We start from the raw sequence: 1,111 nt of genomic DNA, 5'->3' as shown, positions 1-1,111 counted from the left end.
CCGGCTGCTGGAGATGACCCTGGATGAACTCGACGCCGCGCGCGAGTGGATGCTGGTGCTGGGCCGCAAGACCGCGCGTGAGAAGATCGCGAGCCTTTTGGCAATCATCGCCCGCCGCGATGCCACGCTGACGCCGGGCGGCGCCACCAACCGGATGGTGTTCGACCTGCCGCTGACGCGGGAGGCGATGGCAGACTACCTGGGCCTGACGCTGGAAACCGTGAGCCGCCAGATTTCGGCGCTTAAACGCGACGGTATCATCGAGCTGGAAGGCAAGCGTCATGTGACCGTGCCGGATATGCGCCGCCTGATGGAAGAAGCGGGCGACGACAGCGACGGCGGCTTCCTCGGCTGACCCAGCTTAATCCGCGTTCTCTCTAACCGTTTTCCGCCAGCCAGCGCGCCACCCTTGCTGCCGGGCTGCGCGGGCCGGAGGGGCGCAGGCTCCATAGCCTCAATTCGCGGGGCAGCTCTGCTTTGACCGCAAACGGCGCCACCAGCTTGCCGCTGTCCAGCAGCGGCGCAACCAGCGCCTGATGGCCGATCAATACACCCGCACCATTGACGGTCTCCTCCACTGCCAGCGAGTAGAGCGAGTATTCCGGCCCCCGCAGGTGCAGGGTCTCGCCGGGGCAGGCGGCCTGCAGCCAATATTCCCAATCCTGCACCCAGACCGCGTCTGACAGGCAGGGCACGTTCTGCAGGTCCGCAGGAGTGCGCAGCTGCTCTGCCAGCGCGGGGGCGCAGACCGGGAATATTACGTCCTGGTCTATCACTTCGCCCTGGCCGCCGCCGAAGAACAGGCACAGGTCATAGGGCGTGCGCTTGAGGTTCGGGGGCTCCTCGGTGGCCGTGACCGACACCACCATCTCCGGCATCGCCGCGCGCAAGGCAGGCAGGCGCGGCGACAGCCAGAACTGGGCAATCGCGGGCAGGGTGGCGATGTGGACGGTGCATGGCTGGGCTTCTTCGCGCAAGGTGCGGGTGGCGGCGTTCAATTGGTCGAAGGCGGCGGAGAATTCCGGCAGCACCCGCGCGCCAATTGGCGTCAGCGTCACCTGCTTGGGGCGGCGATGGAACAACTGCGCCTGCAGCGCGTCCTCCAGCGATT

The 1,111-nt window shown here is 66.9% G+C and carries 2 protein-coding genes; one reads left to right on the top strand and one right to left on the bottom strand.

The window, feature by feature from the left end:
- The coding region (locus RA21_RS23315) for a helix-turn-helix domain-containing protein (protein WP_039152630.1) at window positions 1-355 on the top strand (355 nt) is incomplete at its 5' end.
- A 22-nt stretch (window positions 356-377) separates the two neighbouring features.
- Here RA21_RS23315 and RA21_RS21595 read toward each other — a convergent pair.
- Window positions 378-1,111: LysR substrate-binding domain-containing protein (locus tag RA21_RS21595; protein WP_039152628.1), on the bottom strand; the 734-nt coding region annotated here is incomplete at its 5' end.

This window comes from Leisingera sp. ANG-DT, from assembly GCF_000813785.1.
Taxonomy (GTDB): Bacteria; Pseudomonadota; Alphaproteobacteria; order Rhodobacterales; family Rhodobacteraceae; genus Leisingera.
This window is presented reverse-complemented; position numbering and strand designations above follow the sequence as displayed.